Here is a 23,569-nt window from a genome sequence, read left to right on the forward strand (position 1 = left end):
AATAATTAAATTTTTTTCTTATTTTTTCTCTAATATTATTATATTCCTTATCATATTTAAAAATATTAAGAGAGCATTTAAAAACTAATATGAAATTGAAAAAATTTTAGAAAATTTAAAAAAAAATTAAAAAAATGGGATAAAGAATAATTATAAAAATGGAATAAAAATAATTTAAAAATAATTTAAAAATTAAAATAAAGTAAATAAATTAAAAAAAGAAACTAGTTAGAGTGAATCCCACAACTAGTGAAAATGATTTTGATCAAACTTTTTTTAAAAGTTTGCTTATACAGAGAATCTTAAGATGAAACAGAAGATTCCTAAAATTACACTAAGTGCGATGACTATTTCTGGAGCGATTTTTGGACCTACACTTTCGTCATCAAAATATCTTACTAAACCTGCCCCGCTCATAGGCATGCTGATTTTATTATCTTTTTTTGCCATAAATATCACGTTAAAATAATTGAATAAAATTTGAATTTTTTAATTGAATTTTAAATTTGATTAATTAATTAAGCATTAAACACTATAATATTAATATAAATTTTATAAGTATTAACTATTTCTATCATTTCTTATATTAAAACTTTTAGTTTTATAATTTTTTATAATATTTTCATGCTATTTTCACACTTAAATTTCCATGCTTAAAGTTTTATTTAGAGAAATTATAAAATTCCTCCAAAGAATAAAACTAAAAGTGCAGCGATTGCAAATGTTATCAACCAAACAGGAACACTCCAAGCCATTACTTTAGAACCATCTAAAGGAGGTATCGGCAATAGGTTGAAAGCCGCCAAGAAGAAATTGATTCTAGTACCAAGCACACAAATCAAGTAGACAATAGCTCCGGTTTCAGTGTATACAAAATTTCCAAGAGATCCTAAAATAAGGAAAAATATTAAACCTAAAATGATATTTACAATTGGTCCTGCAATGGAAATGATACCATTTGTCTTCTCTTCCATACCATTACTATAAATAACAACTGCTCCAGGAGCTGCAAATATGAATCCGAAAAATGAACTTGCCAATGCAATGAGCAAACCTGTAGGCCATAATTCATATTCCGCATAATATCCATAATGCATTGCAACGAATTTATGTCCTAATTCGTGGAAAATGAAACCTGCTCCCACTCCAATCATAACTATAGGGAAAATCAAAGTAATATGACTGTAATCCCCATTGGAGTAGAGAATGGTAAATCCTAAAGCAATCACTATAAAGGATATGATTAAATCTCTTATCTCTTTACCTGTAAATCTAAACATAACTTAAATTATATTTTATAGTCATATAAAGTTTATGATTATATAAATCAGTGCAAAAAATCAATGAGAAAATCAATGAAAAACTGCAGAAATAATCATTTTATTCCATTTCATTAGGCCATTCACTGAAAATTGCCTTAAATAAGACGAAATTAGAAACAATAGCTAAAATGATTATCAAGATAATTATCATTGAATTGGACTGAATCAAGTATTCAACTCCGCTTAATGCTAAAAGGAATGATAAGAGATTATTCAAAAAGTGAGCGAATATTGGCACCAATATATTTTTAGACTTTATATAAAGAATTGAAACGCAAATGCCAAATAGGATAGCGCCTAAAATTCCTCCAAAGTTATGGCAAACACCAAACAACACTGAAGAAATCAAAATAGCTAAAGTAACATCCAATTCCTTATTGAATCTTCTTAAGAACAAACCTCTAAACAATAGCTCCTCTATAATCGGAGAGAGTATAACTACAGTTAAAAAGTAAAGAGCCAGTGTTGAGATAGCTAATGTTCTGAAATCTCCAAAAAGAGGTGAATTGAAGCTAATTATTGACAAATTGCTTAAATATCTCAATATAAAATACACCGCGGAAACAAATAGGATATTTGCAATCACAATGAATGAGATGTGATAAATGTCAGAGACCTTGAATATTGAATCATATTCCTTTCTTAAGGCATCTTTAAATGAGATTTCACCAAAATCGACATCATTCAATGCATAAGCAAAAAACAGTAGCATTATTCCATACAATATGAATTTGAAAAATAAGCTTCCTAACTGAATCTTTAAGACCATAGGAATTAAGGTAAGAACTAATATAATCAATAAAAAGAAAGATAAAACCTTTATTATGGATAATCTATCTAAAAAATCATTTAATCGAAGCATATTAAGTTCACCTTTAAAAACATGTAAATATGTAAATAATATTTATTTATTTAAATCTTTAGTTTTATAATATATAAGTTTAAACGAACATATTTTAAATAAATAATAAGAAGGTTTAGGTATCTAATCATGACAATCAGCTACATTCCCGAAGAATTTGAAATCAATTACAAGCACGATTTGAATGGAACAAAATCCATTAAGCTATTGAACAATTCTCTTTTGATAAACAATCCAAATCCCGAACTGATTGACATAAAAAGAATAAGCAGTGAAAAGTGGATTCAATTTTGGGAAGATGTTGAAAAAATAGGCCTTTGGGATCTAGAAGAGGAATATCAATCCTGCACTTTAGAGGGAGGATTCACTTGGAGCATAAAAATCGTTTACAAATCCAAAGAACTCAATAGCTATGGAGCAAATATGGAACCTAAAATAGTCATTGGAGATAAGATTTATTCTGTATTAGAAAAGCTCTACAAGTCAATTGAAGGGTTGATTGACTTAGAATAAAAATAAAAAAATTAAAATAAAAAATAGAAAATTACTAAAATATTAAAAAAATAAAAAAACTAAAATAAAATAAATCTAATCAAAAAAAGAAAGTAAAAATAAAAAAATGAAAAAATAAAAACTGACTAAAATAATGATTTTAATTAGTAAAAGAAGCAGTTTCTGCAATTGATTTTAATAATTCCAAATCATTACCAGCAATTACAATTACCTGATTGTTATCTGGACTTTCAATGCAGATTGCATAGTCTGCATTATCAATATTTGAAATAATATCCCCATCAAATGAAGCATTTGCATCTACTGAATTTTCACCGTTTGAATCATTTACCTTTACGCCATCAGTTGAAATGGATACATCATCGCCATTTGGATCTGAAACCGCCAATCCATTAGTGTTTAATGAAACTGTACTATTGTCATCACCAACAATATGAATTCCTTCATCTTTAGAAACCTGTACATCAGCATCTTCAGTTGTGACATTCACATTGGAATCATCTGAAAAGATTCCAGTCGCAAAGTTCCATAAGGTGTCAATGTCATTTCCAAAGCCAAAATCAAAGAAATCCCAATTATTTGCATCTTTGGTTTCTACAATGAAATACTTGTCATTTTCTTCTACGATAGATGCATCCTTTTTCAAATCATTTATCACATCTGAAATGATGCTTTGATCTTTAGAATCGTCTTTCAAATACATGATGGCATTTACATCATTTGCATTGTCCCCATGGTTTGCAAAGACTTCCATGTTCATAGCCACATCACCAACATTCAAGTTAGTTGTTGCCTCTTCAGCAAAGTCACTGCCTGATGGAATGTCAATTGCAAAGTTAGCACTGCCTATACCATTGCTTACCAAATCAACTGCACCAACACTTGAAATTGCTATTGCAACAACAAGGAGTGCAGATAATCCTGCTAAAATTCTTGAATCAATTTTCAATTTATCACCCATTTTACAATTTTTAGTTAAATCACCCATAGTTTCTAATTTTCTCATTTTAGATAGTTTCTAATTCAGTTTTAGTTGCTTCTTTGTAAATTGATCCATAAATTCTGCTGATTACAATGCTGATATAAGGATTGATAAGCAAGGAATTGAGAATCATATTAACTAAAGCCATTACAAACGCAGAACCTACTATAACGCTGATGATTCCAGCAATAGCTCCAAATATAAAGCCAAAAAATACAGAGATAATCATAATCACTATAACAGTGAAGAGTAAAATCCCTATGAATCTTCCCCATCCTAAGTTCTTGATTAAGCCTAAGATTTCCTTAAATCTGAATGCTGCAGCAAATTCGTCCTTATCAACCATATTGCATAATGCCATTACATTCACTAAAGAAACGAATATTGCAAATATGATAGCAATGAGCAATACGATTCCGCCAATTGCATTTACAGAAGCGCCTACAGATTCGTTTACAGTTAACATCAATCCAAGGAAGAAAAGGATTATAGGCAAAATGGAATAAACCAATCCAACAACGAATGCACGAAGACCTTTCACTAATAATCCTTTAATGTCACTAAACTCTGGAAGTTCAGATTTTCCTTCTATGCCATATTTAATAACATCATAAATGTATCCTGAAGCGAATACCATCAATATAAAGGTTACGATCCATGACAAGACAATCAAAGCCATGTTACTTGGAGGCATAGCTGATAGTGCTGCTTGAACTGTATCAACAGGAGCAATGTTCGCTAAAATCCTCATATTGTCAAAGACTAAAAATTCCATTGCCAATGAGACAAGACTTGAAACAAGGAATATAATACCTAAAGTCAAAACCTTTTTGCTGTCATTAAAAGGATACTTTAATCCTTCTTTAACTACATCAGTAATACTAGCCATAAAATCACCAATAAAGAAAATAATAAAATATAACTTAAAAATTTTAATTTTAAAGATTTTTTTATTTTGAAGCTTTTAATTAATTAATGAAGATTGTATAATAATCCGCTTACTCTTGATTGCATTAACATGGTGTAAGGACCTACAATAAACAACATTACGAAGTAAGCTATAAAGAATCCTGCAACAAATATTCCGCCAGCTGCCATAGCAAATCCTAAAGTTCCGGTAAATATTCCGAAGAATCCGAATACGAATAGAATCAAGAAGAAAACAACCGCATAAATTGCTGAGCAAATAATAACTAAACCAATGTAAGCTCCTAAACTTCTTGTAACACCAACAGATTTTATGATTTCAATTATTTCCTTATAATTAAATGCTTTAGATAATGAATCGCCATTATTTGCCATGTGTGCTACTCCAAACATGCTCATTACATAAGCAAATAAGATTAACACAACAGTAATGACAGTGCCGATAGCCATTAATGCAGATTCACCATATCCTCCGATTGAACTAGATATCACTGCAAACAGGAAGAATATTATAAATGGAACTAGCACATAAATCAGATAGACCAGAACAACCTTTATACCATCTACAAACATGTCAATGATGTTATCAAATTCTGGCAATGGATCATTACCATTAATCATACCTTCTACAGAGATTTTAGTTACTCTGTAGGAATAACCGTAAATCAAGAAAATTGGAAGCAAAAGGAAACTTAAAAAGTAAGTTACTCCCAATACCAATAAAGTCTTTAAGTCTTTAGCAGAATACTCTAAAGAATCCTTATAAATATCTAATATCATTTTTTTACCCCTAAACAATATGTAACAAATAAATTTAAATCAAAGCATCAAACTTTGATATATTTAATTTTTAAAGTCGTCATCACTAAATTTAAAAATATCCTCTATGCTTAAATAGGAATCCTTATCTTCACCATAAGTGGCTTCATTCAAGATTCTTGTTATTTTATATGCTAAAAGCAAAGAGGGATTATACCGTCCGTTTTCTAAGGCATTGATTGTTTGACGAGTAACTCCAACAGACTCAGCCAAATCCTGTTGACTCAACTTAATCTCCTGCCTTAAATATCTTATAATTGTTTTCATATGATCACTTAAACAATATCTAATAAATATAGAAACATAAACATGTAACAAATACATTCCAAATGTAATAAATAAATTCCAAATGTAAAAATTATATTACATTCCTATATGTAAAAATTATATTACATCATATATAAATGTTTCTATGAAAATAGCCAAATTTAAAGATTTAAAAAAAGTTAAAAAAAGAATAAAAGTTAAAAGAAGGATGAAAAGCTAAAAAAAGTAAAAAAGTCAATGAATTAATGCAAAAACATGTGAAAAAAAATTTAAGCCCTTAATCGCTTAATCTCTTCAAAGATATAGACTATTATCAAAAGCCCTGCAATTACGGAAACTATTCCTGTAATAGGTGCAACTGGCATTTGGAACAGGAATGCATCTGCATTAACAGCTTCAAGAATAACCGCTACAAGATTATTTAAGAAGTGGATTGACATTGTCATGAGGATGTTATCTGTTTTCAGATAGATTATGCACATACAGATTCCAAATACAAATGCACTGGTTATTCCACCGAATTCATGTCCAATAGCAAAGAGGGCTGAAGATATGACCATAGCAGCTATTATGCCAGTTCTTATTTTCAATCTGTTGAATAGAACTCCTCTAAAGAACAATTCTTCAAGAATAGGCGCCAATATGACTGAAGAAATCACTTCCAAAATGAAAGATAATGGGTCAAGAGCATTTGGAGTGAAATCCAACAAGGGATCCATTTCAGGATATGCTAAACCATAAAGTATATCCAAATTTGCAAATAATGCCACTACCAAGAATACAAACAAGAAATTTATTAGGAATATATAGAATATTTCCCTACGATTATCCCTTTCAAAAAGCTTTGAAAAGTCATCATTTAAGCCATGTGTGCCTCTTAAAGCCCATATGAAGAACAAAAGAACAAAACATAAAAGAGGCATGATCATTAAAGTCTCATTTTCACTTAATGAAGGAAATATTGCAACGAGAACTACATTCAAGATAAAGCCAATTATAATAGCTAAAACTGCCTCTCTTAACCTGATTGTTCTAAGCCTTACATTAAAGTCAGTAACATTAAAATCCATTTTATGCACCTAACAGTTAAAAATCATTTGAATAAGTGTTTTTAATATTACATGCTACCATTAATAAATTTTTTCCATAAAATTTAAATAGGCCCTTATTTCAGTTTATAAGTGAAATAAAGAATATAAACTGGAATAAATATCAATGAAGAAATAAGGATCAAACCCATTAATGAGCTGAATTCTCCACTTAAAATCAAATATTGCAATGGAGTGTACACAAGAAGATATGATAAGAGATTATATGCAGAATGGACAAGCATATTCAACAGTAAATTGTCTGTTCTTGAATACAGAATGCATAGGGTCATTCCCATTATGCAAGTATAGATAATATGTGAAAAATGATCAGGATAATTGAAATGGCATAATCCAAAAATGACTGAAGAAACAACTAAACCAAAGACAAATCCTTTTCTGATTTTCAGTCTATTGAATAGAACTCCTCTAAAGAACAATTCTTCAGATATTGGTGCGATGATTATTGCTGAAAACATCTCAAAAATGAAAAGCAATGGATCATTTGTCCCAGTAACCACATCCAATAAAGGTAGGGAAATTGAATTGACCATATTTAAAAGTGAATCCAAAGGGAAAAACATGGTTTGAATGAAAATTGCCACAAACATGTTTGCAATGGCTAAAATCAAAACCCTTAGAATGCTACTTGCTTTAAACAGGTCATTGACATCCTTATTGAATCCTGTAGTGCCATATGTGGCAATCAAAAAGAATACCATCATAAAGCAGAAGAAAAGGATGTATTCCAACTCTCCAGAAGAAATATTGAAATATCCCTCAACAAATAAAGTTAAGAAAAAAGAAATGACTATTGCAATGATTATTTCCCAAAGCTTAATTGTTCTAAGTCTCACATTGAAATCTTTAACACTGAAATCCATACATATCACCCAATAAAGAAATAATTATCTTTTATTATTTATTTTATTAATTATTATTTTCAAGATATTATTAGCTTTCTAAATAATAATTTATTATAGTTATTAATAAATCTTTATAAATAATTGAAAAATAATATGAAAAAAATAATATGAAAAAATAATATGAAAATCAATAAAATATATTTAATCAAAAATTCAAAAATAGATATGTATTTTAAAAAAATATAATATTTTATTTAAAAATTTATATTTAATTTAAAAACTATATTAATTTAAAAAAATTATATTTAATCAAAATTATCTACAATCAAAGGAGAGTTTAAATGGCAATACATCCAATAGAATTTAGATATGGAACTCCAGAAATGAAAAGAATCTGGGAACAGGAAAACAAGCAGCAAAGAATGTTAGATATTGAATCTGCATTGGCTCAAGCTGAAGGAGAGCTTGGAATCATTCCAAAGGAATTTGCAGATGAAATCAAGGCAAAAGCAAATACCAAATTTGTTACTGTAGAACGTGTAAGTGAAATTGAAGCTGAAACCAAACACGATATCGCTTCCCTTTCAAAAGGATTAAGTGAAGTATGTGAAGGAGAAGCAGGAGAATATGTTCATTTCGGAGCAACCTCCAATGATATTGTAGACAGTTCAAACTCATTGCTTTTAAAGGATTCCATTGAAGTATTGGAAGAAAAAATCGAAAGATTAACTAAAATAATCCTCAAGTTAGCTGAAGAGAACAAAATGAAAGTCTGCATTGGCCGTACCCATGGTCAACATGCACTTCCAACAACTTATGGTATGAAATTTGCAATCTGGGCAGATGAATTGCATAGGCAATATGACAGATTATTGCATGCTAAAGAAAATGTCTGTCTTGGTATGATGGACGGTGCTGTAGGAACCACCGCAGCTCTTGGAACCCAAGGTTGGGAAGTTCATAAGAAAGTATCTGAAATTCTTGGATTAAAACCTGCTCCAATCACTAACCAAGTATTGCAAAGGGACAACCATGTTGAATTTGTAGCAACCCTTGCAAACATAGCAACTACCTTAAGCAAGATTGCTCTTGAGGTAAGAAACTTGCAAAGAACTGAAATTCAAGAGTTAGGAGAATTCTTCGACCCTGAAAAGCAAGTTGGAAGCAGTACCATGCCACACAAGATGAATCCAATCACTGCTGAAAGAATTTGCGGTGTTGCAAGAATTGTCAAATCCTATGTAAATGCAGCTATGGAAAACAACCCTCTCTGGCATGAAAGGGACTTGACTAACTCTTCCTGTGAAAGAATCATGTTCCCTGAAGCTTGCATTCTTACTGATTACATTCTCAACTTAACAATCAAGCTCATGAACAATCTCATTTTCTATGATGAAAACATTGAAAGAAACCTCAATTTCACCAATGGATTGATTATGGCAGAAAGATTGATGGCAGAACTTACCAGAGCAGGAATGGGTAAGCAAACCGCTTATGGAGTAGCAAGAAAGAACGCTATCAAAGCAAACAAGGAAAAATTGCTACTTGCAGACCTAATCCTTGAAGATCCTGATGCAAGTCAATTCTTAACCAAAGAGGATGTTGAAAGAATCATGGATCCTCACACATACATCGGTTCTGCACCAATAATCGTTGATGAAATCATAGAATCATCTAAAGACTGGTTTTAACTAACCAGTTACTTTTTTCTTTTTTTACTATTTTTAGCTATTTTTATACTCTTTTTCTAATTTTTTAAAGTCTTATAATGGTTTTATAAACGAATATTAATTTTAATTAATTATTTTTATAAGTAAATCTAAACTATTAAATATGTTTAGGGAAATGAGAAGGAAGAAACAGTCTTTAAGTGAAGAAGAGTGCATAGAAATTTTAATTAACGAACCTCGTGGTGTCTTAGCAGTGCTTGGAGACGAGGATTATCCTTATGCTGTACCATTAAGTCATGTTTATGTTGATGGAAAAATATACTTCCATGGAACTATAAAGGAAAGCCATAAAAGAGATGCAATCGAAAAGCATGATAAGGTATCCTATTGCGTGATGAATAAAGGCATAAAAGCAGCAGATGACTGGTGGTACACATTCAAAAGCGTTATTGTCTTTGGTAGAATGAAAACAATCAAGGACAGGGATACAAAAATAGAAAAATTGACTCACTTAGGAAACAAGTTCTTCCCAACTGAAGAAGAGACCAAGTCCGAAATAGATAATCTTTTGGATGTAACAGAACTTTATGAAATCACAATAGAGCATATGAGTGGAAAGATAGTTGAGGAAAAATAATTTAAATCATCTGATGGCAATATCCTTTATTACCTCACCGGCAATCATTAAGCCTGCAACGGGAGGCATGAAGGAAACACTGCCCTTGACCTTATGCTTCTTTTCATTTTGGTTTATTTCACAATCATTTGTGTTTATAGGATGTTCCTTTGAATACAAGACCTTTAATTTCTTTATATTTCTCTTTTTTAAATCTTTTTTCATTATTCTGGCAAGCGGACAATAGGAAGTCTTGTAAATGTCATCTATTTCAAAACTTGTAGGATCCAGCTTGTTTCCAGTACCCATACAGGACATTACTGGCACACCAATTTCCTTAGATTTGCATATGATTGCAATCTTAGCCATTATAGTGTCCACACAGTCAACGACATATGACAAGTCCTCTGTAATGATATCTGATTTTGAATCAGCAAGGTAGAATTCATTATAAATTTCAATATTGGCTTCAGGATTGATATCCAAGATTCTCTCTTTCATGACATCAACCTTGTTTCTGCCGATTGTTTTAGTTGTGGCTATTATCTGCCTGTTGATGTTTGTCTCATCAACCTTATCGAAATCCACCAAAATAAAATTGCCTACTCCACTTCTTGCAAGTCCTTCACAAACAAAGGAACCGACACCGCCAAGCCCGAAAACAGCAACCTTAGCATTTTTCAGTTTTTCCATTCCCTCATTTCCAATTAACATTTCTGTTCTTGAAAACTTCTCATCCATCTATGCTCACCAAAAATTTAATTTAATTCAATTGATTATATAATAATTGAGGTTAAAAGAATAAAAACTTAATGCAATAATTTTCTAATCAACAGAAATTTCTAATCAACAGAAAAAATAATCTCTTATGTGAGGAATTTGATGATTATCGATACACATTGCCATATTTACAATAGTGAAATGGAAAATGCAGAGGAAATAATAAAAGAAGCTCTAAAAGAAGATATTTTCATGATATTGAATGGAACTGACCCTAAAAGCAATGAAGAGGTGTTGGAATTGTCCCAAAGCTATGAAAATGTCTATGCTGCTTTAGGATACTTCTACACTTTTGCAGATGAAATTAGAGATGAAGACATTTTGCTATTGGATAATCAGCTGGAAAATGATAAGGTAATTGCAGTAGGGGAAATAGGATTAGATTACTACAAAGGAAAAGAAAATAGGGGTAAGCAAATTGAACTCTTTAAAAAGATGCTTAGCTTGGCTGAAAAACATGAGCTTCCTGTGATAGTCCATTCCAGAAAGGCAATGCAAGATACCTACGATATAATAAAAGAACATAAGGCAGTTGGATCCATGCATTCCTATCAAGGTTCAGCTGAGATGGCAAGAGAATTCATTAAACTAGGTTTCTATATAGGAATAGGGGGAACTGTAACCCACAACAACAATAAGAAAACAAGGAATATGCTAAAGAAAATAGGTGTTAATCATATCCTTTTAGAAACAGATTCACCATATCTACCTCCAGAAGAAAAGAGAGGGGAACAGAATACCCCATTAAACCTGAAATACATCATTAAAAAAATAGCTGAAGAATTGGATATTGAAGAAAAAGAAGTTATGGAGAAAACTACAAAAAATGCACAAAGATTATTTAAGATATGAAAATACTTAAGATATGAAAAACCTTAAGATATGAAAATAATTAATATAAAAAAATAGTCTAGCAGTTTTAAAGAATCTGATTAATTTATTGCCCTAATGCCTTTTTTGTAATTCTGATTGCGCCAGCACTATGAATTCGAACAACAGGATTCTCATCATTTTCAGCAAAATATTCTAGTTTTTCTAAATATGGCTTTACGCAATTTGGCCTTATTTTTCCAATTACCCTAAACATTTCAGGAGCTTCTATCCTAACCTTATCTTCAGAATCCGAAATCATTTCATAAAAGATATCCAATTTATCGCAAAATAAGTCTGGAGCATTTGTAGCAATATTTTCACAAGCCCAAATGAATGCATGCCTGACATTAGATGATTCATCTTCTTTCATTTTCATCAATTTGTCCATATAAACGATTACGAAATCCTTATCTGCCCGACCTATCCTTCCAATTGCATTAGCAGATCTTTCTCTCAATTTAGAATCATCATTCTCTAAGTAACTTGCAATATCATTGACATGGCATTCTATTTCTTTTGGATACTTCAAACCCATTTCTCCAAGAAGCCATAATGCCTTTGCTTTTACAGCAACAGAATAATCATCATTCAACTTATGGGCAACATCATCGATATTTGATTTCCAGTTTTCCTTATCCTTCGTCAATTCTTTTAATTCATTTAGTATTTCCTTATCTGCTCTATTTGACATTTTATTATTTTCCTTATTTTGACTAATAAGATTCTCTAAACGAAGATATTTAAAAATATCTATTTTTCTAATGCTAAAAAAATATCATTTTTTTTAATTTTGAAAAAATAGAATATCAAAAAAATATACTAACAATCGTTAGTTTTATATAGCAATGCCAATATAATAAAATATAATTAGACTAACAAGTGTTAGTTTATAGTATTTAATTTTAATAAAACATTGGTTTAAACTAATTTAAAATAATTAAACTAATTAAAATAATTAAACTAATTAAAACTGATAATATGGCTAAAAAGAATACAAAAGAAAAAATATTTGATGTTTCCATTGACTTGTTCTCACAAGATGGATACGATGGAGTTTCCATACGCCAAATAGCTAAGGAAGTAGGAATAAAGGAAAGTTCCATCTATAATCACTACCAAAGCAAAGAATCCATTTTAGAATCCATATTAAGCTATTACATTAATGAAATGCTTAAGGAAGAAGCACCTATAATGCAATCTGAAAAGAATCTGAAGATGGATTTTGATCAGTTCTACAAGGAAGGAAGCGATAGATTCATATCTAAACTCTCTGAAGAGAAGATGATGAAGATTACAAGAATCTTCCTAGTTGAATCATACCATAATGAAAAGATAAAGAATTTTGTAAAGGAAGCGATTATTGGCTATGCAATCAATGGATGGGAAGATCTATTTGAATTGATGAAGGAAAAGAAGTTCATTAAAATGGATGCAGACATCAAACAGCTTGCAGAATCATTCTATTACTATGGATTATTCCTATTGTACGAACATTTCATAATTAATTATCCAGAAGATGATGAGGAATTCCTAAAGGATTTCGAAAGAAGAACAACAAATCATATGAAAATTCTCTTTAATTCCGTGAAGATAGATACAAAAAATCCAAAAGACAAATTGGAAAAAGAAAGAGAGCCTGAAGAAACTATCAGATTAGAAGAAGAAAAAGACCATATCAAAGTTGAAAATATTGTAAGGGATGCATTTTGGAACGTTTATCGCCCAGGAGCTTGGGAACATTATATAGTCCATAACTTAAGAAATGACTCAAGCTTCATTAATGACTTGGCATATGTATTAGAGGAAAATGATGAAATCATTGGCAGTATAAACTATTCAAACGGCAAATTGAATCTTTATAGGAAAAATCGGTATGGAGTGGACATTAAACTTAGTGATGGAAGCGGAAAGGCAACTGTCCTTGGACCAATAGCTATCGATTCCAAATGTCAAAGCAAGGGCTATGGTTCCAAATTAATAGGATATACTTTAAATCTCGCAGAAGAAATGGGCATCCCATTTGTTTTTGTAATAGGTGATGAAGAGTATTATCACAGATTCGGATTTGAAAGTGCATCAAAATACAATATTTACCTTGAAGGAACAGATATCGAAGACGAAAATCCATTTTTCATGATAAAAATATTGGATGAAAATGAGAATACCCTAAACGACTTGGATTATGATAAGGGAATATTCCACAACCCAGAAGTATTTGATGTTGATGAAAAGTATGTAGATGAATTTGATAAAAACTTTGAATATAAGGAAAAAAAGGTCTTAGAAGGACAATTAGACATATAAAATTATTATAAAGGTGTTGTGATGAAATACATTATAATCAATGGATCTCCAAGAAAGAAAAATACATGGAGCATGGTTAAGCAAGCTAAAGCTAATCTAGGAGAGGATGCAGAATTTGAAGAAATCCAATTGATGAAAGCTAAAATACCAATGTGCAATGGCTGCTTCAAATGCATAATGGAAGGAGAAGATCACTGCCCTCATCAAGATATTGTACAACCGATTATAGACAAAATCAGATGGGCAGACGGAATAGTTATAGCAAGTCCAGTTTATGCTATGAATGTCACTGGACTCCTTAAGAACTTCTTCGACCATACCGCTTATCTATACCATAGGCCAGAATTCTTTGACAAGAAAGCCTTAATCGTTGTATCCACAGCAGGAGCAGGCCAAAAGGATGTTGCAAAATACATTGATGAAACCTTAAGGCATTGGGGATTCAATAAAAACTATAAGATAACTTATGCTTGTGGTGGAAAGGAGGACATCAATAGGGAAGAAATCAACAAGATTGCTCAAAAGTTCCATAAGGACGTATCTTCCAAAAAACTCCACTCTCCAAAGATTATGGATTTGATATTCTACAATGTATGGAGAGTTATGGCATTAAGCGAAGACCCACTTGAAGCAGATGCAGAATACTGGGAAAGCACAGGCTTGGTGAATTACGATTTTGCTCCAAACGTAAACTTGGGAATCCTAAAGAAGATTTTTGCTAAAATAATGTTTTCCATACTTAAAAGAGTGATGAAATAAGTTGTAAATCCTCTCTTAAACCAAAAGAAAAACTATTAAAACTTTAAAAATATAAAGATTATTTGAAGATAAAGATTAATTGAAGATAAAGATTATTAAGAATAAATATAATCAAAAAGTAAGTAATGGTAATCCTATGAATCAATCTAAAGCACCCTCAAAAAGAATATTCTATTACGATGTCTTGAGAGCATTGGCAATAATTGGAATCGTATTTTGTCATGTATCCGTTTCATACGTATCTAGAGATATAAATAGCCCTAATCTTTATATTTCTGTATTCTTTGACTGTTTTAGAGACTTTTCAATTCCTATTTTTGTAATGCTTAGTGGAGCGTTGCTTATAGGCAAAAAAGACACTTTAATAAAATTCTTTAAAAAGAGATTATCAAGACTTTTCATACCTTTCCTGTTTTGGGTATTGGTTTATATAATATTTACAATCATTATGAACCATGGATTTAACTTAGACAGTGCCCTAAAGATATTCTTTGGAACAGCAGGAACATTAGGAGTTCATTTCTGGTTCGTTTGGATGATCATAATAGCTTATGTTGGAATATTCATTATTAACAAAGTGATGCAATTAGATATCAGCATCAATGATTTCAATCAGAGATTCATCACAATTTTAGCAATTCTTTCTGTAATTTACATTGGATTAAGTCATTACCAACTATTCAATCCATATAGTCCTAGATTAACCTATTACATTTCTTTCCTGGCGTATATAATAATTGGCTACTTCTTGGCAAAATGCGACTTTTTGGAAAAGAGAATTGATAGAAAATACCTAATAATTATAACAGCTCTGCTATTCATAGGATCTTACCTTTGGTACATATTCTGTTTTGTAGTTCCAAGGTCTCATCTAGTGCACCAATTCGTCAGATTAAGCTATTTCAATTTATTGATTCTGTTCATGTCTGCAAATGCATTTTTACTGTTTAAATACTTATCCAAGACCAAATCATTCATTGATATGGAAAATAATAGATTAGGAAATGCATTTACAACAATAAGCAATTACAGTTATGGAATTTATCTTATTCATTACTTGGTTTTATATTGCATAAAAATCAATTTAATAAAATTCATCAATTTCACTCAAGGCAGCTCATTGATTGGGATACCTGTTTTAGTGATTATCACAACAGCAATCAGTTTAGCAATTCTATCTATTTTAGATAAGATTCCATATTTGGACAAGGTAACAGGAAAGAAATAATAAATAAAAAATATTTATATTAACCCTAAAAATGCATATTAAAAAAGTGATTTTATGATTGGAAACAGTTGGGATAATGTTTTAGAAGAGGAATTTGAAAAGGAATATTTCTTGAAAATAAAAGAATTTGTAAAAGAAGAATACAAAACCAAAACAATCTATCCTCCAAAAGAAGAGATATTCAATGCCTTCAAGCTATGCCCTATAGACAATGTAAAAGTTGTCATATTAGGCCAAGACCCTTATCATGAAGAAGGACAAGCTCACGGTCTTGCATTCTCAACACCAGAAGGGCATCCAATCCCAAGATCTCTAAAAAATATCTTTAAGGAAATAGAATCGGAATACGGTTATCCTATTCCAGATTCCGGATGCCTTGAATCCTGGGCTAAGCAAGGGGTATTCCTACTCAATACTGTACTCACCGTTGAAGAGGGAAATGCGAATTCACACAGCAAATGCGGTTGGCAGACATTAACAGACAATGTAATAAGCATCTTAAATCAACAAACCCATCCCATCGTTTTCCTTTTATGGGGAAAACAGGCAGAACTCAAAAAGGAATTGATCGATAATCCTAACCATTTAGTGCTAACATCATCACATCCAAGTCCATTCTCTGCAAGAAGAGGATTCTTTGGATGCAATCATTTTAAATTGGCTAATGAATTCCTAAAGGAAAACAATTTAGAAGAAATCGATTGGAAAATCAATAGCTCAACTAAAGGCCAACAAACTCTTTTTTAATATCGTTCATTGATAAACAGTTTCCTAAGAAACATTTATATATTTCAAAAACCAACTATTAATCATGACAGAAAATGAAAAACAGTTGGATAAATTTGATTCAATGCCTTTTATTGCACTGATACATCACATATCAAGAAATAAATTAAGATATTCTCAGAAAAACCCAAACCAAATAGATATGGTTCATGAAGGCCAATACTTGATGGAAATCTATAAAAGAAAAAATTTATCCCAAGATGATTTGGCAACTATTTTTGGTCAAAGCAAAGGAACAATTGCTAAAGCTTTAAGAAAATTGGAAGACCATGAATATGTTGAAAGAGTCATCGATAAAAACAATAGAAGAAAATACATCTTAAATATAACAGAAAAAGGAGAGAAACTAGCTATTCTATTAGAAAATGATTTGAATAAGTGGGAAGAACTGGTTGGAATAGACAAATTAGACGATGATGCAAAAGACCAATTAAGAGAAATAGCTAGAAAAACAGAGGAAATATTAAAATAATGATTATTATTAGAGATTAGGGATTGAAATGGCGAATAAAAATGTGGAATTAATGAGGGGAAATCCAGAAACAGCAGTTAAAAAGCTTGCTATCCCAATCATGATATCAATGCTTTTGACAGCATCATACAATATCATTGACGGTATTTGGGTAGCTGGGCTTGGACAGGCTGCAATAGCTGGAATAGGTTTTGTAACACCTATCTTCATGATATTGAATGGTGTGAGCGTAGGTCTTGGAAATGGTGCAACAAGCAGTATCAGCCGTTTTGTTGGTGCAAAAAATCATGAAGGTGCCAATAAGTCTGCAGCACATGCTCTTTTAATATTTTTAGTGGCTTCAATATTTCTTACAGTGATTCTCTTATTCATTCAGGAGCCTTTGCTTCGTATCTATGGAGCAAGCGGACAAAACCTTGCTGAAGGAATTAAATATGGAACCCCTCTATTTTTAGGCCTTATTGCCTTTATGTTCGGTAACGGAGGAAGCGGTATCCTTCGTGGTGAAGGGGACATGAAAAGAGCAATGTATGCAATGATTGTATCTGTAACCCTTAACGCCATTCTTGACCCTATCTTCATTTATGTATTGGGCTTCGGTTCTGCAGGTGCATCCATGGCAACAATTTTCAGCGCTCTAGGATCTGCATCTGTAATCCTCTACTGGATTCTCATCAAGAAGGACACCTATGTGGATGTCAATTTAAGAGAGTTCAAATTCGAGTCCAAAATAGCTAAAGACATATTGAAAGTAGGTATTCCAGCATCTATGGATATGTTCATGATGTCTGTTGCTGTAAGCTTATATTTAGTGTTCATCTCAACAATTGGAGGAGAATATGGTATCGCATCATTCACCTCAGGCCAAAGATTATACCTTTTTGCTATAATGCCACTTACAGCTATCGGTAGCGCAGTGGCTGCAGTTTCAGGAAGCGCTTACGGTGCTAAAAATGGCGATTACCTATCAAGAGCTCATTTATATGGGGTTAAATTTGGTGTAGCATTTGGAACAGCTGTTACAATAATACTGGTTGCATTTGCACCACAGCTTGCAACTTTATTTGCATATACTGAAGAGACAGCAGTTTTGATTCCAGAAATTACCAGATTCTTAAGAATAGCAAGCCTTTGTCTCCCACTCACTGGAGCGGGAATGACTTCAAGTTTCCTATACCAAGGAATGGGTAAGGGAACCATAAGCTTGATGTGGACCATTATCAGAGAGGTTATCTTTACTGTTACCGCAACATACACCCTCGGAATAGTATTAGGATGGGGGCTTGTTGGTATTTGGACAGGTCTGGCAGTGGGAAGAATAACTGCAAGTATCTTGAACTTCGCATTTGCAAGATTCACAATCAAGAAAGTGAGAGAGAAATTCGGCACTTAATTATCAATTATTACACTACTAAATAACAATATAATCTAAAGGAAAAAATACTATGCAAAAAACACTAGATACAAAAACACGGAATTTGATACTCATATTATTTTTAATAGGAGTGTTTATGGGCTCATTGGATACTGGAATCATAGGCCCAGTGCTTCCATCAATCGAACAAAGCTTCCAATTGACAAGTAGGGAATCAAGTTGGATATTTACACTTTTTGTAATATTTTTCATGATTGGCTCTCCAGTCATGGCTAAATTTTCAGACTTTTACGGTAGAAAAAAGGTCTTTATCTTAGATGTGATTCTTTTTGGAATAGGATCATGCCTAATAGCATCTGCATTCAGCATAGAGGCAATATTTTTAGGAAGAATAGTGCAAGGTTTCGGTTGTGGAGGAATATTCCCTGTAGCGGGAGCGTTTATCGGAGATGCATTCCCACTTGAAGAGAGAGGAAAGGCATTGGGAATCCTTGGAAGCGTATTCGGTATTTCTGCAATTGGAGGCCCATTGGTTGGAGCGGCTTTGATTCCATATGGTTGGAATTGGTGCTTTACAATAAACATTCCAATAGCCATTTTCATAATAGCATTTGCATGGTACATCCTTCCTGAAATGGAAGAAGATAAAAAAATGAAGATAGACTATTTAGGAATCCTAATACTAAGCCTGCTTGCGATATTTTTAGCTTATGGCCTAAACCAAATCGATTCAAGCAATTTCATAAACAGCCTATTGTTTGTGAATGTCCTACCATTCCTATTGATGTTTATTATCCTAATTCCAATATTCTTAAAAGTGGAAAAAAGAGCGGAAGAGTCCATTGTGCCTATACACATGCTTAAAAACAGGGAAATCAGCATTGCCTGTATTGAAACATTATGCTATGGAATAATCTACTCTTCAGCAATATTCATCCCATCACTTGTAATACTTTCAATGGGATTGAATGAACAATATGCAAGCCTGATGCTGATTCCAATTTTGGGAGCAAATGCAGTTGCAGCACCAATACTCGGTAAGATTCTGGATTCTACAGGTTCCCGCAAGACCATGGCAGTTGGAACAATGATGCTTGCAATAGGATTATTTGCAATTGCAGTTTATCCAAGCAATCTAATATTTTTCATAATAGCAGGATGCATGATTGGTGTAGGACTTGTAACAATCATTGGAGCTCCTTTGAGATACATAGTTCTAACTGAAGCAAAACCATATGAAAGAGGAGCGGGCCAAGCTATTGTAAACATGCTCTCAAGTGCAGGGCAATTGATAGGTGGAGCTCTCATTGGTGGAATAATTGCATCATTTGCTGGAATCTTAGGTTATAGGATCAGCTTGTTTTTAGCAACAATAGTTGCAATCATTGCATTTGCATTCACCTTGAGATTGAAAAGCCGTGACGAGCAAATAGCTACCATGAAAGCAAATCAATAATTATTAAAAAAAAATTATAATAAAAAAAACTATAAAAAATTGAAAAAAAATAAGTATAAAAAATATTAAAGAAAGATGTTAGGAAATAGCATCTTTCATAGATTTGACATAATTTACAAGAGGCTCTTTTGCATTTTCTCCATGCTCTGCAATAATATTAACAATTGCACTTCCTACAATAACACCATCAGCCACTTTTGCAATATTTTCTGCCTGTTCCGGAGTATTGATACCAAAACCAACTGCTGCTGGAACATCAGTAACTTCCTTAATATCTTTTAAAATAGATTCCAAGTCTGTCCTAATCTCACTTCTCATACCAGTGACCCCTAATGATGAAACAACATAAATAAATCCGCTTGCTTCCCTTGCAATCATCTGTATACGTTCCTTTGAGGTAGGGGCAATCAAACTGATAATGTCAATGCCATACTTTTGAGTCACTTCAAGAATCTCATCCTTTTCATCATATGGAAGGTCTGGTGAAATGATTCCACAGACATTTAATTCCTGACATCTCTTGAAGAACTTGTCATAGCCATAATAGAATACTGGATTGATATAAGTCAAGAACACCAATGGAACATCTGACTTTTCCCTGATTTGCCTGATTGCTTCAAAAACGTCATCAGTGTTTGTATTGTTTGAAAGCGCCCTGATGTTTGCTTCCTGAATGACAGGCCCTTCAGCTACAGGATCTGAAAAAGGAATTCCTATCTCAACCAAGTCGCATCCTGCCTCTTCCATAGCCAAAACATATTCTACAGTCTTTTCAATTGTAGGGTCCCCTGCAGTCAAGAATCCAATGAAAGCCTTTCCATCCTTGAAGGCATCAGCAATCTTTATATCTTTCTTATCACTCATTTCAAACACACCTACAATTATTCGTATAATTCAACTCCTTTATAGCGAGCAATAGCTGCTACATCCTTATCTCCACGGCCAGATACATTGATTACAACAATATCATCCTTATCCATATCCCCTGCAATTCTCATGGCATGGGCTATTGCATGGGAAGATTCAATAGCTGGAATGATTCCTTCCATTCTGGATAAGTATTCAAATGCCTCCACTGCCTCATCATCAGTTGCTGAAACATACTCTGCTCTTCCGATATCATGCAAATAGGCATGTTCAGGACCAATTCCAGGATAATCAAGTCCTGCAGAGATAGAATAAACTGGAGAAATCTGACCATAGTTTCCTTGACAGAAATAAGATTTCATTCCATGGAAGATTCCAAGCTCACCTTTAGCAATTGTTGCTGCATGGAATTCAGTATCAATTCCCTTTCCTGCAGCTTCAACACCTACAAGCTTTACCTCTTCATCTTCCAAGAAATTGTAGAATGCTCCCATAGCATTGCTTCCACCACCAACACAAGCGATAACCATATCTGGCAATTTGCCTTCAAGCTCCATGATTTGCTCTTTTATCTCTTCACTGATTACAGCTTGGAAATCCCTTACAATTGTTGGAAATGGATGTGGCCCCATAGTGGATCCTATTACATAGTGAGTGTCATCAACTCTTGAAATCCATTCTCTGAATGCATCATTCACCGCATCCTTAAGCACTTTTGAACCGGTTGTTACGGTGTGAACCTTAGCTCCGAGAAGTTCCATTCTAAATACATTCAATGCTTGACGCTTGGTGTCCTCTTCACCCATGAACACTTCACATTCCATACCTAATAAAGCTGCTGCAGTAGCAGTAGCCACTCCATGCTGACCAGCACCAGTTTCGGCAATGACTCTGGTCTTTCCCATCTTTTTAGCCAAAAGGCATTGGCCAAGCACATTGTTTATTTTGTGAGCTCCAGTATGGTTCAAGTCTTCACGCTTAAGGTAAATCTTTGCTCCACCGAGATCTTCGGTCATTCTCTTTGCATAATACAATAATGAAGGCCTTCCTGCATATTCCTTCAATAGAGTGTTCAATTCCTCTACAAATTCAGGATCTTCCTTAAAATGATTATATTGTTCTTCCAAGTTCAGGAGTTCATTCATCAATGTTTCAGACATGTATTGTCCACCATGAACTCCAAATCTTCCTCTGCTCATATTCTATCTCCAATTCTATCTCTAAAAATAAAAATCAATATTGTTAGTAATTATTATCCAAATATCTACAATTATAAAATTCAAATATTTATTATTAATTATTATTATCTATAATTTTCCATGATTTTAATGATGTCCTTAATCTTCTCTTCATCCTTAAATCCATCCGTTTCAACAGAACTGCTTAAATCAACTGCAAATGGATTGAATTCCTCAATAGCTAAAGCCAAATTTTCACTGTTCAGCCCTCCAGCTAAAAAAATGGAATTCTTAAAGAATTCGCTCTCTTTATCTATAAGACTCCAGTCAAATGTTTTGCCAGACCCTTTTCCACTGTCTAAAATAAAATAGTCAGATGCTGAATCTCGCCACTTCAATAGCTCATCATTATAATCAGCACCATCTTTTATTTCAATTGCATTTATTACAGGTATTTGTTTTCCAGTTTCTTCAATTGATTTATCTTTTAGATTCCTTATATACTTTTCATCTTCATCTCCATGAAGCTGAGCCATTTCGATTATTCCATCCCTGAATAAGTCAACAATAAGCTTCATATGCTCATTTACAAAAACCCCTACAGGAACAATCTCATCACTCAAAAGCTCTGACAATTCCTTAGCCTGCTCAAATGATACTTTACGTGGACTTTCAGCAAAAACAAATCCAATGTAATCTGTCTTATGTCTATTTGCCATTTCTATATCTTCAGACCTTCTCATTCCACAAATCTTAAGCTTAACCATTCTTTAACTCCAAAATTAAGCGTTCTTCAACTCCTCAATCATAGCCTTTTTATCATCACTTCTCATTAAAGTTTCACCTATCAAGACTGCATCGACATTGTTTTCCTTCAATCTCCTTACATCTTCAGCAGTTTTAATTCCACTTTCTGAGATAAATAGGATATCATCACTAACCACTCTACGTAGGTTTATGCTGTTTTCAATATCAACAGTAAAATCTGCTAAATTCCTATTGTTTACACCTATTATCTCTGCACCAGCATCTATTGCAGTCCTGATCTCATTTGCATCATGAGTTTCAACAATAGCAGAAAGACCTAAATCATGAGCCAAATCCAAATATCTCTTCAATTGAACATCCTCAAGTATTGAAACAATCAAAAGAATAGCTGAAGCCCCTAATGATTTAGCTTCCCATATCATATATTCATCTATTGTAAAGTCTTTTCTTAAAATTGGAATAGCTACATTTTCAGCAATTTCCTTAAGGTAATCGTTAGATCCTTTGAAAAAATATGGTTCTGTCAAAACTGATATTGCAGATGCTCCTGCTTGCTCATAATCCTTTGCGATTTTAATGTAATCAAAATCTTCAGCTATTAATCCTTTTGAAGGAGAAGCTTTCTTGACTTCCGCAATGATGGCAATTTCAGGGTCTTTCAAAGCTTCCTTAAAAGGGAAGTCATCATTGATATCCAGTTTTGATACTTCCTCTTTGAGTTGGCTTAAAGGCTTATTCCTTTTTGATTCAACCAATCTCTCTTCAGTCTTTGCAACAATTTTTTCCAGCAT

The 23,569-nt window shown here is 32.6% G+C and carries 26 protein-coding genes; 11 read left to right on the forward strand and 15 right to left on the reverse strand.

The features are described 5' to 3' along the window. Window positions 1-288: 288 nt before the first annotated feature. The 3 genes from Q0409_RS07930 to Q0409_RS07940 all read right to left on the reverse strand — a co-directional run bounded on the left by Q0409_RS07930 (window position 289) and on the right by Q0409_RS07940 (window position 2,184). A complete protein-coding gene (locus Q0409_RS07930) occupies window positions 289-450 on the reverse strand; it encodes a preprotein translocase subunit Sec61beta (RefSeq protein ID WP_295607977.1) in 162 nt (53 codons plus the stop codon). Window positions 451-674: 224 nt separating this feature from the next. Further along, window positions 675-1,280, reverse strand: coding sequence for a site-2 protease family protein (locus Q0409_RS07935; RefSeq protein ID WP_298536789.1), 606 nt, complete (start codon window positions 1,278-1,280; stop codon window positions 675-677). Window positions 1,281-1,380: 100 nt separating this feature from the next. Then, on the reverse strand, window positions 1,381-2,184 hold the full coding sequence (locus Q0409_RS07940; RefSeq protein ID WP_298536792.1) for a CPBP family intramembrane glutamic endopeptidase: 804 nt from the start codon (window positions 2,182-2,184) through the stop codon (window positions 1,381-1,383). Between the two features lie 129 nt (window positions 2,185-2,313). On the opposite strand from Q0409_RS07940, the gene Q0409_RS07945 reads away from it, so the two are divergent. Then, window positions 2,314-2,697: a hypothetical protein gene (locus Q0409_RS07945; RefSeq protein ID WP_298536795.1), complete on the forward strand. Its 384-nt coding sequence runs from the start codon at window positions 2,314-2,316 to the stop codon at window positions 2,695-2,697. A 139-nt stretch (window positions 2,698-2,836) separates the two neighbouring features. Here Q0409_RS07945 and Q0409_RS07950 read toward each other — a convergent pair whose 3' ends face one another. The 6 genes from Q0409_RS07950 to Q0409_RS07975 form a co-directional block, all read right to left on the reverse strand. Beyond that, complete coding sequence (locus Q0409_RS07950) at window positions 2,837-3,646, reverse strand: hypothetical protein (RefSeq protein WP_298536798.1); 810 nt, start codon at window positions 3,644-3,646, stop codon at window positions 2,837-2,839. Between the two features lie 58 nt (window positions 3,647-3,704). Further along, window positions 3,705-4,568 (reverse strand): DUF4013 domain-containing protein, encoded by an 864-nt coding sequence (locus Q0409_RS07955; RefSeq protein WP_298536801.1) that lies wholly within the window; start codon window positions 4,566-4,568, stop codon window positions 3,705-3,707. A gap of 83 nt (window positions 4,569-4,651) precedes the next feature. Further along, a complete protein-coding gene (locus Q0409_RS07960; protein WP_298536803.1) occupies window positions 4,652-5,386 on the reverse strand; it encodes a DUF4013 domain-containing protein in 735 nt (244 codons plus the stop codon). 63 nt (window positions 5,387-5,449) lie between these two features. After that, entirely contained in the window at window positions 5,450-5,692 is a 243-nt protein-coding gene (locus tag Q0409_RS07965; protein ID WP_292786401.1) for a helix-turn-helix transcriptional regulator, read from the reverse strand. Between the two features lie 269 nt (window positions 5,693-5,961). After that, a complete protein-coding gene (locus Q0409_RS07970) occupies window positions 5,962-6,762 on the reverse strand; it encodes a CPBP family intramembrane glutamic endopeptidase (protein ID WP_298536806.1) in 801 nt (266 codons plus the stop codon). A 95-nt stretch (window positions 6,763-6,857) separates the two neighbouring features. Next, window positions 6,858-7,664 (reverse strand): CPBP family intramembrane glutamic endopeptidase, encoded by an 807-nt coding sequence (locus tag Q0409_RS07975; RefSeq protein ID WP_298536809.1) that lies wholly within the window; start codon window positions 7,662-7,664, stop codon window positions 6,858-6,860. Window positions 7,665-7,987: 323 nt separating this feature from the next. On the opposite strand from Q0409_RS07975, the gene purB reads away from it, so the two are divergent. Both purB and Q0409_RS07985 read left to right on the forward strand, forming a co-directional pair. After that, a complete protein-coding gene (gene purB / locus Q0409_RS07980; RefSeq protein ID WP_292786409.1) occupies window positions 7,988-9,337 on the forward strand; it encodes an adenylosuccinate lyase in 1,350 nt (449 codons plus the stop codon). Window positions 9,338-9,491: 154 nt separating this feature from the next. Further along, a complete protein-coding gene (locus tag Q0409_RS07985; RefSeq protein WP_298536814.1) occupies window positions 9,492-9,953 on the forward strand; it encodes a pyridoxamine 5'-phosphate oxidase family protein in 462 nt (153 codons plus the stop codon). Window positions 9,954-9,959: 6 nt separating this feature from the next. On the opposite strand, the gene Q0409_RS07990 is transcribed toward Q0409_RS07985, so the two are convergent. Continuing rightward, window positions 9,960-10,673 (reverse strand): tRNA threonylcarbamoyladenosine dehydratase, encoded by a 714-nt coding sequence (locus Q0409_RS07990; protein ID WP_298536816.1) that lies wholly within the window; start codon window positions 10,671-10,673, stop codon window positions 9,960-9,962. A 141-nt stretch (window positions 10,674-10,814) separates the two neighbouring features. On the opposite strand from Q0409_RS07990, the gene Q0409_RS07995 reads away from it, so the two are divergent. Then, the gene (locus Q0409_RS07995; RefSeq protein WP_298536819.1) at window positions 10,815-11,564 is read left to right on the forward strand and encodes a TatD family hydrolase; all 750 of its coding nucleotides are present in this window, start codon (window positions 10,815-10,817) and stop codon (window positions 11,562-11,564) included. Window positions 11,565-11,649: 85 nt separating this feature from the next. Here the strand turns inward: Q0409_RS07995 and Q0409_RS08000 are convergent, their stop codons facing one another. Then, window positions 11,650-12,276: a sister chromatid cohesion protein PDS5 gene (locus Q0409_RS08000; protein ID WP_298536822.1), complete on the reverse strand. Its 627-nt coding sequence runs from the start codon at window positions 12,274-12,276 to the stop codon at window positions 11,650-11,652. A gap of 287 nt (window positions 12,277-12,563) precedes the next feature. On the opposite strand from Q0409_RS08000, the gene Q0409_RS08005 reads away from it, so the two are divergent. The 7 genes from Q0409_RS08005 to Q0409_RS08035 all read left to right on the forward strand — a co-directional run bounded on the left by Q0409_RS08005 (window position 12,564) and on the right by Q0409_RS08035 (window position 19,965). Further along, window positions 12,564-13,889 carry a GNAT family N-acetyltransferase gene (locus tag Q0409_RS08005; protein WP_298536825.1) on the forward strand — a complete coding sequence of 442 codons (1,326 nt, stop codon included), beginning with the start codon at window positions 12,564-12,566 and terminating at the stop codon, window positions 13,887-13,889. A gap of 21 nt (window positions 13,890-13,910) precedes the next feature. After that, window positions 13,911-14,648, forward strand: a complete 738-nt coding sequence (locus tag Q0409_RS08010; protein WP_298536828.1) for a flavodoxin family protein — start codon at window positions 13,911-13,913, stop codon at window positions 14,646-14,648. Between the two features lie 136 nt (window positions 14,649-14,784). Continuing rightward, window positions 14,785-15,876, forward strand: coding sequence for an acyltransferase (locus tag Q0409_RS08015; protein ID WP_298536831.1), 1,092 nt, complete (start codon window positions 14,785-14,787; stop codon window positions 15,874-15,876). Window positions 15,877-15,930: 54 nt separating this feature from the next. After that, window positions 15,931-16,623, forward strand: coding sequence for a uracil-DNA glycosylase (gene ung / locus Q0409_RS08020; RefSeq protein WP_298536834.1), 693 nt, complete (start codon window positions 15,931-15,933; stop codon window positions 16,621-16,623). A 64-nt stretch (window positions 16,624-16,687) separates the two neighbouring features. Continuing rightward, the gene (locus tag Q0409_RS08025; protein WP_298536837.1) at window positions 16,688-17,134 is read left to right on the forward strand and encodes a MarR family winged helix-turn-helix transcriptional regulator; all 447 of its coding nucleotides are present in this window, start codon (window positions 16,688-16,690) and stop codon (window positions 17,132-17,134) included. Window positions 17,135-17,162: 28 nt separating this feature from the next. Continuing rightward, window positions 17,163-18,527, forward strand: a complete 1,365-nt coding sequence (locus tag Q0409_RS08030; protein WP_298536839.1) for an MATE family efflux transporter — start codon at window positions 17,163-17,165, stop codon at window positions 18,525-18,527. Between the two features lie 52 nt (window positions 18,528-18,579). Next, window positions 18,580-19,965 carry an MFS transporter gene (locus Q0409_RS08035; RefSeq protein ID WP_298536843.1) on the forward strand — a complete coding sequence of 462 codons (1,386 nt, stop codon included), beginning with the start codon at window positions 18,580-18,582 and terminating at the stop codon, window positions 19,963-19,965. 78 nt (window positions 19,966-20,043) lie between these two features. Here the strand turns inward: Q0409_RS08035 and trpA are convergent, their stop codons facing one another. The 4 genes from trpA to trpC form a co-directional block, all read right to left on the reverse strand. After that, window positions 20,044-20,829 (reverse strand): tryptophan synthase subunit alpha, encoded by a 786-nt coding sequence (gene trpA / locus Q0409_RS08040; protein WP_298536846.1) that lies wholly within the window; start codon window positions 20,827-20,829, stop codon window positions 20,044-20,046. Window positions 20,830-20,846: 17 nt separating this feature from the next. Continuing rightward, window positions 20,847-22,031: a tryptophan synthase subunit beta gene (trpB, locus tag Q0409_RS08045; RefSeq protein ID WP_298536848.1), complete on the reverse strand. Its 1,185-nt coding sequence runs from the start codon at window positions 22,029-22,031 to the stop codon at window positions 20,847-20,849. Window positions 22,032-22,135: 104 nt separating this feature from the next. Next, complete coding sequence (locus tag Q0409_RS08050; RefSeq protein ID WP_298536850.1) at window positions 22,136-22,777, reverse strand: phosphoribosylanthranilate isomerase; 642 nt, start codon at window positions 22,775-22,777, stop codon at window positions 22,136-22,138. A 15-nt stretch (window positions 22,778-22,792) separates the two neighbouring features. Then, a complete protein-coding gene (trpC, locus tag Q0409_RS08055; protein WP_298536853.1) occupies window positions 22,793-23,569 on the reverse strand; it encodes an indole-3-glycerol phosphate synthase TrpC in 777 nt (258 codons plus the stop codon).

Source organism: uncultured Methanobrevibacter sp. (assembly GCF_937898925.1).
Taxonomy (GTDB): domain Archaea; phylum Methanobacteriota; class Methanobacteria; order Methanobacteriales; family Methanobacteriaceae; genus Methanobrevibacter.

What these genes read in the sequence shown, in the direction of transcription:
- Q0409_RS07930 (WP_295607977.1), bottom strand. Translation starts at nt 450, where the DNA reads ATGGCAAAAAAAGATAATAAAATCAGCATGCCTATGAGCGGGGCAGGT.
- Q0409_RS07935 (WP_298536789.1), bottom strand. Translation starts at nt 1,280, where the DNA reads ATGTTTAGATTTACAGGTAAAGAGATAAGAGATTTAATCATATCCTTT.
- Q0409_RS07940 (WP_298536792.1), bottom strand. Translation starts at nt 2,184, where the DNA reads ATGCTTCGATTAAATGATTTTTTAGATAGATTATCCATAATAAAGGTT.
- Q0409_RS07945 (WP_298536795.1), top strand. Translation starts at nt 2,314, where the DNA reads ATGACAATCAGCTACATTCCCGAAGAATTTGAAATCAATTACAAGCAC.
- Q0409_RS07955 (WP_298536801.1), bottom strand. Translation starts at nt 4,568, where the DNA reads ATGGCTAGTATTACTGATGTAGTTAAAGAAGGATTAAAGTATCCTTTT.
- Q0409_RS07960 (WP_298536803.1), bottom strand. Translation starts at nt 5,386, where the DNA reads ATGATATTAGATATTTATAAGGATTCTTTAGAGTATTCTGCTAAAGAC.
- Q0409_RS07965 (WP_292786401.1), bottom strand. Translation starts at nt 5,692, where the DNA reads ATGAAAACAATTATAAGATATTTAAGGCAGGAGATTAAGTTGAGTCAA.
- Q0409_RS07970 (WP_298536806.1), bottom strand. Translation starts at nt 6,762, where the DNA reads ATGGATTTTAATGTTACTGACTTTAATGTAAGGCTTAGAACAATCAGG.
- Q0409_RS07975 (WP_298536809.1), bottom strand. Translation starts at nt 7,664, where the DNA reads ATGGATTTCAGTGTTAAAGATTTCAATGTGAGACTTAGAACAATTAAG.
- purB (WP_292786409.1), top strand. Translation starts at nt 7,988, where the DNA reads ATGGCAATACATCCAATAGAATTTAGATATGGAACTCCAGAAATGAAA.
- Q0409_RS07985 (WP_298536814.1), top strand. Translation starts at nt 9,492, where the DNA reads ATGAGAAGGAAGAAACAGTCTTTAAGTGAAGAAGAGTGCATAGAAATT.
- Q0409_RS07990 (WP_298536816.1), bottom strand. Translation starts at nt 10,673, where the DNA reads ATGGATGAGAAGTTTTCAAGAACAGAAATGTTAATTGGAAATGAGGGA.
- Q0409_RS07995 (WP_298536819.1), top strand. Translation starts at nt 10,815, where the DNA reads ATGATTATCGATACACATTGCCATATTTACAATAGTGAAATGGAAAAT.
- Q0409_RS08000 (WP_298536822.1), bottom strand. Translation starts at nt 12,276, where the DNA reads ATGTCAAATAGAGCAGATAAGGAAATACTAAATGAATTAAAAGAATTG.
- Q0409_RS08005 (WP_298536825.1), top strand. Translation starts at nt 12,564, where the DNA reads ATGGCTAAAAAGAATACAAAAGAAAAAATATTTGATGTTTCCATTGAC.
- Q0409_RS08010 (WP_298536828.1), top strand. Translation starts at nt 13,911, where the DNA reads ATGAAATACATTATAATCAATGGATCTCCAAGAAAGAAAAATACATGG.
- Q0409_RS08015 (WP_298536831.1), top strand. Translation starts at nt 14,785, where the DNA reads ATGAATCAATCTAAAGCACCCTCAAAAAGAATATTCTATTACGATGTC.
- ung (WP_298536834.1), top strand. Translation starts at nt 15,931, where the DNA reads ATGATTGGAAACAGTTGGGATAATGTTTTAGAAGAGGAATTTGAAAAG.
- Q0409_RS08025 (WP_298536837.1), top strand. Translation starts at nt 16,688, where the DNA reads ATGACAGAAAATGAAAAACAGTTGGATAAATTTGATTCAATGCCTTTT.
- Q0409_RS08030 (WP_298536839.1), top strand. Translation starts at nt 17,163, where the DNA reads ATGGCGAATAAAAATGTGGAATTAATGAGGGGAAATCCAGAAACAGCA.
- Q0409_RS08035 (WP_298536843.1), top strand. Translation starts at nt 18,580, where the DNA reads ATGCAAAAAACACTAGATACAAAAACACGGAATTTGATACTCATATTA.
- trpA (WP_298536846.1), bottom strand. Translation starts at nt 20,829, where the DNA reads ATGAGTGATAAGAAAGATATAAAGATTGCTGATGCCTTCAAGGATGGA.
- trpB (WP_298536848.1), bottom strand. Translation starts at nt 22,031, where the DNA reads ATGAGCAGAGGAAGATTTGGAGTTCATGGTGGACAATACATGTCTGAA.
- Q0409_RS08050 (WP_298536850.1), bottom strand. Translation starts at nt 22,777, where the DNA reads ATGGTTAAGCTTAAGATTTGTGGAATGAGAAGGTCTGAAGATATAGAA.
- trpC (WP_298536853.1), bottom strand. Translation starts at nt 23,569, where the DNA reads ATGCTGGAAAAAATTGTTGCAAAGACTGAAGAGAGATTGGTTGAATCA.